This is a genomic window from Sediminibacterium goheungense (assembly GCF_004361915.1).
Classification (GTDB): Bacteria; Bacteroidota; Bacteroidia; order Chitinophagales; family Chitinophagaceae; genus Sediminibacterium; species Sediminibacterium goheungense.
The window spans coordinates 18,903-27,817 of sequence record NZ_SNWP01000018.1; the positions used below are offsets into that span (position 1 = coordinate 18,903).

Below are 8,915 nucleotides of genomic sequence, written 5' to 3' on the forward strand. Positions count from 1 at the left end.
ATCATGAGAAACATTACTATATCTTTTTCAGTGGCCTTTAAAAAATGTATTACGCTGATTATAATAGCAGTAACTGCTATTTTCCAGTTACAGGCGCAAACCTATTCATTCACCACCTGTGGTGCAACAGGTACAAATGGTCCTACACAAACACAGGTAAACCTTACGTATGCATCTTCAAGCATTACGGGTGTTGTAAGTAATAATGGTATACAGGAATGGACCGTTCCTGCAACTGGTCTTTATTCAATAAAGGTAGCAGGTGCCAAAGGTGGTGGTAATGGTGGTGGAAATGGAGCTGTATTGTCGGGAGAATTTATATTAACCCAGGGGCATGTTATACAAATTGTAGTGGGTCAGCGGGGTACGGGTGGCTTTGGTCAACTCGGAAGTGTCAACAGCGGTGGTGGTGGTGGTGGATCTTTTGTGGTGAATAAAACCACCAATACCATTTTGCTGATTGCAGGTGGTGGCGGTGGTGGTAATGGAGATTATGGTGCTGGTTTCCCCAATACATTAGGAAACCCCGGAAGTACAGGTACATCGGGTAACAGCACTTGTCAAACAGGTGGCGGTATCAATGGTAATGGCGGAAAAAATGGTATAACAGATGATCCTGCTGCTGGCGGTGGTGGGTATTTAACCAATGGCGAAAATTCACCCGGTACCTTTTTTGCAGTTGGTGGGCAAGCTTTTACAAATGGTGCCAAAGGTGGTACAGGTAGAACAGGAACTTATTTTGGTGGTGATGGAGGATTTGGCGGCGGTGGCGGCGGTACCTCTAATGTTTTAGTACGTGGCGGCGGCGGCGGCGGTTATTCCGGAGGTCAGGGCGGTACTTATCAGATTGCACAAACTACTGTGTATACTTCAAATTCAGACAGAGGGCATGGCGGCGGCGGTGGATCTATTAATAACGGAACCAACCAGCTTACCTATGCAACCAATGCAGCTGCCGGTTATGTTACTGTTACAACACTTACCATACCAGCAGGTGCTTTGAAGTTTGATCCAAGTTTGCCGGCAGGCGACAACAGCAGATTGAATTATGTAGATATAGCGAATCCTTTCAGGGCTTTTCAAAAAGAAATAACAGTAGAATTCTGGATGTATGTACCCAATGCCAATCTACCTTTTGGGTCGGTAATGGGTCAGGGACCTATAAATGTTGACCAGAATTATTCATGGTTAATGCATCCGAACACGAATGGAACCATGACTTTCTTTGTTAATGATGGCGGTACTTTGCGGGCAACCAATTGTAATATTATAGCCGGCTCATGGCATCATTATGCGGCAACGTCAAGTGCAACAAGTACCAAGTTTTATGTTGATGGCGCCCTCGTGCATACGGGTCCGGGTATTTCCGGTACTATTGTAAATGATGCGGCTTCTGTTATTCATATCGGGAAAGATGTACGGTATGCAACCCGTAATATTTCAAATAATGATCCCACGAACAGGTATGCAACCATGACCATTGATGAAGTGCGTATATGGAGCCGTGAACTTTGTAGCGATGAAATTAACAACAATAAAAACTGCCAGCTCCTCAACCCCTCTTCTCAAAATGGCCTTGAAGAATATTATACTTTCAACCAGGGAAATGCAAATGCTAATAATACCGGAGTTACTACCCTGACCGATTTTAGTGGTAAGAACAGGAGTGGTACCCTTAATAATTTTACGTTAAACGGCACAAGTTCAAACTGGACTACATCAGGTTCTACCAATACAGGTACTTGTGCAGCTTATGCAGCAACTATTCCAACAATAACAGCCAGCGGTCCGACCGATTTATGTACGGGGTCCTCTGTAACATTAACGGCTTCAGCCGGCAGTAGCTACCTGTGGAGTAATGGAGCAACCACACAGTCAATAACAGTAAGTCAGGCGGGCAACTACAGTGTAACGGTTACTTCAGCAGGGGGCTGTAAGGCAAGTTCTGCTGCAAAATCGGTAACGGTTACAACCATTGCTAACCAGCCTGTAACAGCATCCACAACCAATCTTTGTACAACAGGTTCATCAACCATAACACTCGCTTCTTCGCAGTTAGGTATTAATTATACTTTGCGCAACAATGCCAACAATGCAATTGTTGCCGGCCCGATTTCGGGAACCGGAGGAGCTATCAATTTCAATACAGGAACCATTTCATCTACCACTACCTATAATGTATTGGCAGAAACGGCTCCATCAGGTGCACTCAACTTTAATGGCTCAACTTATATAACCATACCACATACCAACAACCTGAACGTAAGCGCAGGCGGACAGTTAACCATGGAAGCATGGGTAAACCCTGCGGTATCAGGTCAGTGGAGAAATATACTGATGAAAGGTTCTTATGGGTATGGTATGGCCATCGATGCTTCGAATAGATTGTATTTCTGGGATCAGGGTGGTGGAAATGCAAATAATACCTGGTCAGATGTAACCGTACCAGCCAACACCTGGAGTCATGTAGCCATTACAGTTCAGGACAATGGATCTACTCTTTCAGTAAAACTTTACCTGAATGGAGTGAATGTAGGAAATAAAACATCGCCTATTGCCCAGATCAATGATAATACGGCAAGCCTTATCATTGGCAGACAGGGTACAGGTTGCGGATGTAATTATTTCAATGGCAAATTGGATGATGTACGCATTTGGAATACCGTACGTACTGCTTCGGAAATTAGTGCGGGCATGAACAGTTGCCTATCCGGATCCGAAACAGGTTTGCTGGCATTGTATAAAATGGATGATGGCAGCGGTACAACAGTGATCGATTCAAAATCGGCTAACAATGGAACAATAACCGGTACCGCATCATGGACTTCAGGCAATTTAGTATGTGGTGCTGTTTGTAGTGTACAAATGTCATCTACACCCACCGTAACGGTTTTACCAACACCTACCGTAAACCCAATTACCAACAGAGAAGTATGCCATAATGCATTGCCTGTAACAGCGATTGCTTTTACCGGTAATATCAGCGGAACAGTGTATAACTGGACCAATAACAATCCTTCAATCGGATTAGCAGCCAGTGGTACGGGTGATATAGCATCTTTCCTCGGACAGAATACAGGAACCGTGCCTGTATATGCAACCATCACCGTAACACCATCTTATACAACGGGTGATAATACCTGTACAGGTACACCAGTTAGCTTTACCATACGCGTGAATCCGATACCGGTGATTGATCCTATTGCGAATATTACCGTATGTAACGGAACAGTAACCCAACCATTCACCATCAGTAGTCCGGTAGCGGGTGCTGTATTCAGATGGACACAGCCCGGTAATATTCCAAATGTGAATGTAGGGCTGCCCAATGGCGATGGTGCAAACGTACCATCGTTTACAGCTACCAATACCGGTACAACACCGATCACAGCTACTTTTTATGCAGTATCTTATTACTCAGGTGAAACCATGGGTTGTGGTACATCCAGACAGTTTGATGTAACGGTGAACCCAACACCTGCTGCTAATATCACAGCGAGTGGACCTACTACTTTCTGTGCAGGAGGTTCGGTTACACTTACCGCTAGCGGTGGAGCAAGTTATCTGTGGAGTAATGGAGCCAATACGCCATCAATCACTGTGTCTGCAGCGGGAACCTACAGTGTAGTGGCTACCAGTGCAGAAGGATGTACATCAGCTCCGGCCTCAACTACTGTAACGGTGAACCCAACACCGGCAGCCACTATTACAGCAAGTGGATCTACTACTTTCTGTGCAGGCGGTTCGGTTACACTGACAGCTTCAGGAGGAACAAATTATCTGTGGAGCAACGGTTCAACGGAAGCTTCTATAACAATAACCAATAGTGGAACTTATAGTGTGGTAGCCACCAGTGCAGAGGGATGTGTTTCTGCAGCAGCATCCACAACAGTAACCGTAAACCCAGTTCCAACAGCAGTTATCACCGCGGGTGGTTCAACCACCTTCTGTGCAGGTAGCTCAGTAACACTTACAGCAAGTGGTGGTGCCGGTTATCTGTGGAGCAATGGGGCCAATACCAATAGTATCAATGTAACAGCGGGCGGTACCTACAGCGTAACAGCTACCAGTACAGACGGCTGTGTATCTGCCCCGGCTTCTATTACACTCACACAATTACCTGCTCCAACAGTAAATCCAATTACCAACAGAGAAGTATGTCATAACGCATTGCCTGTAACAGCGATTGCTTTTACCGGTAATATCAGCGGAACCGTGTACAACTGGACCAATAACAATCCTTCTATCGGATTGGCGGCCAGTGGTACGGGAGATATAGCTTCTTTCCTCGGACAGAATACCGGAACCGTACCTGTATATGCAACTGTTACGGTAACACCATCTTATACAGATGGGGCGAATACCTGTACCGGTACACCTATGAGTTTTGTGATCCGAGTGAATCCGATACCGGTGATTGATCCTATCGCGAATATTACCGTATGTAACGGAACGGTAACCCAACCATTCACCCTCAGCAGTGCTGTGGCAGGTTCTGTATTCAGATGGACACAGCCTGGAAATATTCCAAATGTAAATGTTGGTCTGCCCAATGGCGATGGTGCAAACGTACCATCGTTTACAGCCACCAATACAGGCACTACACCTATCACAGCTACTTTTTATGCAGTATCTTATTATTCAGGTGAAACCATGGGTTGTGGTACATCCAGACAGTTTGATGTAACCGTAAACCCAACACCTGCAGCCAATATTACAGCGGGTGGGCCCACTACTTTCTGTACCGGAGGATCTGTTACCCTGACAGCATCAATAGGTGCATCCTATTTGTGGAGCAATGGTGCACAAACACAGTCTATTACTGTAAATCAATCTGGTAATTATAGTGTGGTGGTAACCAGTGCAGCCGGATGTAGCAATACATCATCACCCACAGTTGTTACTGTAAATGCATTACCGGCTGTACCAGTCATCAGCGCATCCGGTTCAACTACTGTTTGTGTGGGTAATGCCGTTACGCTTTCTGCCGGTGCTGCCGGTGCAGGTAATGCTATCGACTTCGACGGATCGAATGATAATATCGTGATACCGAATAATGCGGCATTCAATTTCACCAGTCAGTATACAGCAGAAGCCTGGATCAATGTGCGCAGCTATCAATATGGCACCATCATTGCGAAGTTTGAAGATGATAATAATAACAGGGGATGGATGGTGAATATGGGTGAAACAGGAGATGCTACGAAAATACATGTGGTACATTCAAGACTGGGTTCATGGACCAATCCGATTCAGTGGAACAGCGGCTTCCAGCCCGCACTGAATACCTGGTACCATATTGCGGTGGTGTTTGATGCCAATCTTTCTTCCAACCAGATTAAACTATATGTAAATGGTGCATTAACGGCACAAACCAGCTGGCCATATACCATTACACCTAATGCAGCCAATATGTATATAGGTGGATATGATGGTCCGGGTAATGGTGTGAATGCCGGTGCCAATGCAAGATTCTTTAACGGACGAATTGATGAAGTTCGTGTATGGAATGTAGCGAGAACAGCACCGCAAATCAATGCCAACTATAATCAGATCATTAGCACCCCTACGACAGGATTGGTGGCTGCCTATTCATTCAATGAAACATCAGGTAATGCAATTCTTGATGTAACAGGTGTGAACAATGGTACCATGGTAAACAATCCGACCCGTATTAGTAACGGACCATCTATTATTGGTGGCGGAGCTAGCAATACTTATCTGTGGAGTACCGGTGCTACCAGCTCTTCTATCTCCGTAACACAGCCAGGTAATTACAGTGTAACGGTGACAAATGAAAATGGATGTACTGCTACCTCTGCTCCGGTTGCAGTAAGCAATTATGCAATGCCAACGATTACATGTCCGGGTAATATTACAGTAGCAAGTCCTGCGAATCAGTGTGGTGCCAATGTAACTTATCCGAATGCAACCGTAACGGCTGGTCCGGCCAATCCTACCGTAACCTATTCTCATGCTTCAGGTTCATTCTTCCCTGTAGGTACTACAACGGTAACTGCAACGGTAACAGATGCCTGTGGCAAAACAGCAAGCTGTACGTTTACAGTAACGGTACAGGATGTAACACCGCCGGTACTGGCATGTAGCAACCAAAGCTCCTCCACACCGGTTAACTTCATGCGAGGAACCAGTGTAGGTGGAACTGCAGCGATTGTTGCATGGACAGGTCTAAACGGTGCTTCTCAATATTCAGGTCCTTCGCTGGGATCGAGCTGTAGTGAATCATGGAGACCTTTTGGAACACTTTGCGATGAAACGCCGAATACCAACAGCTTGACTACCAGCACTAAGTCGAATCCAAACTCGGGTATTACATTCAATACCGGAGGTGCCAATAGTACCGGTGTATTTGTAGTTGACCTTGGTGCTACACAAACTTTCAACCTGGCACAGGTATATCAGATGTTCTCTGATGGAAAAACTACCCATGTAAGAGGGTTCTATCATCCATCTACATCTGCTACAGCTCCATCCATAACCGATGCAGGATGGGTAGAAATGTTCCCTGAAACATTGGTAGGTCCGGGAGCGATCAGTGGTAACAATGTTACACAACCTACTGAAGTTAGCTTTAATAGTACATCTGCCCGTTATGTAAGGTTCTATGTGCGTAACGATGGTCGTTATGGCAGCAGTACCTGGATTGAAACAAGAAGTATTAAACTCTTTAACACAGCACCTGCTGTAAACAATGTGGTTGTTACCGCAGCTGACGGTCAGTGTAATGCAGTGGCTACTTATAATGTGCAGGCTATTGATAATTGTTCAGGTACAGTAGTTACTTACTCTATTCCGAGTGGCTCAAGTTTCCCGATCGGTACAACACCGGTACAGGTAACCGCAACCGATGCTGCTGGTAATACCACTACCTGTTCGTTCTCAGTAATTGTAAATGCACCTGAGATCAATATTACCGGTAATGGCAATAGCATTGCAACGGGAACAACGGCTACATCAGCAGCCAACAATACCAATTTTGGTGGTACCCTGCCCAATACACCGGTGAGCAAAACTTTTGCGATACAGAATACAGGTACAGCCAGCCTTACCATCAGCAGTATAGCGTTGTCAGGTACAGATGCTTCGGCATTCAGTGTATCTGGTATTACATTGCCCGCTACTATTGCTCCGAATGCTGCTGCGAATTTCAATGTAGTATTCAATAGCAACGTACCGGGTATCAAGAATGCAACAGTAACCCTCAATAACAATGATTGTAATGAAGGAACGTATCAGTTTGCGGTAAGTGCAGAAATAACCTGTACCAATCCTGTATTCATTAACCTGAATCCGCAGGTACAGTCTACTACAACTGCAAGTACCTGTAATGCAGTAGTTAACTATCCGTTAGCAGTAACGGGTATACCAGCACCGGGTCTTAGCTACACGTTCAGTGGTGCTACTAACGGTTCTGGTTCAGGAACCGGAACAGGCAGAACCTTTAATAAAGGAACCACACATGTAACGGTAACAGCAGTGAATCCATGTAGTACGGTGGTGTATGAGTTTGATGTAATCGTTAGCGATGTAACAGCTCCAACAGCAGTTGCTCAAAATCTAACGATCAACTTAAGTACTACCGGAACAGCAAGTATCACCGCCGCCCAGATAAACAATGGTTCAAGCGACAACTGTGGTATTGCCAGCATCGCAGTAGATAAAACAAGTTTCGACTGCAGCAATGTTGGAGCGAATACCGTAACCTTAACGGTAACCGATGTAAATGGCAACAGCAGTACAGCAACAGCGGTAGTAACAGTAGTAGACAATATCCTGCCGATCGCCACATCACAAAACATCACAGTTCAGCTGGGTGCCAATGGTGCAGCAAGTATCACTGCCGCACAAGTGAACAACGGTTCAAGCGACAACTGTGGTATTGCCAGTATCGCAGTAGATAAAACAAGTTTCGACTGCAGCAATGTAGGAGCGAATACCGTAACCTTAACGGTAACCGATGTAAACGGCAACAGCAGTACAGCAACAGCGGTAGTAACGGTAGTAGATAATATCCTACCCATCGCCACATCACAAAACATCACAGTGAACTTAAATGCCAATGGTGCAGCAAGTATCACTGCCGCACAAGTGAACAACGGTTCAAGCGACAACTGTGGTATAGCGAGCATTGCATTAGATAAAACAAGTTTCGACTGCAGCAATGTAGGAGCGAATACCGTAACCTTAACGGTAACCGATGTAAACGGCAACAGCAGTACAGCAACAGCGGTAGTAACGGTAGTAGATAATATCCTGCCCATCGCCACATCACAAAACATCACAGTTCAACTGGGTGCCAATGGTGCAGCTACGATTACTGCAGCACAGATAAACAACGGTTCTAGCGACAACTGTGGTATTGCCAGCATTGCAGTAGATAAAACGAGCTTCGATTGCAGCAATGTGGGAGCGAATACTGTAACCTTAACGGTAACCGATGTAAACGGCAACAGCAGTACAGCTACAGCAACCGTAACGGTAGTAGACAATATCCTGCCGATTGCCACATCACAAAACATCACAGTTCAACTGGGTGCCGATGGTGCAGCTACGATTACTGCAGCACAGATAAACAACGGTTCAAACGACAACTGTGGTATTGCCAGCATTGCAGTAGATAAAACGAGCTTCGATTGCAGCAATGTGGGAGCGAACACGGTAACCTTAACGGTAACCGATGTTAATGGCAACAGCAGTACAGCAACAGCGGTAGTAACGGTAGTAGATAATATCAACCCAACCATTACTGCTCCGGCGAATATTGCTCAGGGCACCGATGCGGGCGTATGCGGCGCTACCGTAAACCTCGGAACACCGGTAACTGCTGATAATTGCAGTATAGCCACGGTAACCAACAATGCACCTACCCTGTTCCCTGTAGGTACTACGGTAGT

1 protein-coding gene is annotated in these 8,915 nt (G+C 45.6%); it reads left to right on the forward strand.

Features of this window, described 5'->3' with window-relative positions; all coding sequences use genetic code 11:
• Positions 1-3 precede the first annotated feature (3 nt).
• The coding region (locus BC659_RS17070) for a LamG-like jellyroll fold domain-containing protein (protein WP_133475882.1) at positions 4-8,915 on the forward strand (8,912 nt) is incomplete at its 3' end.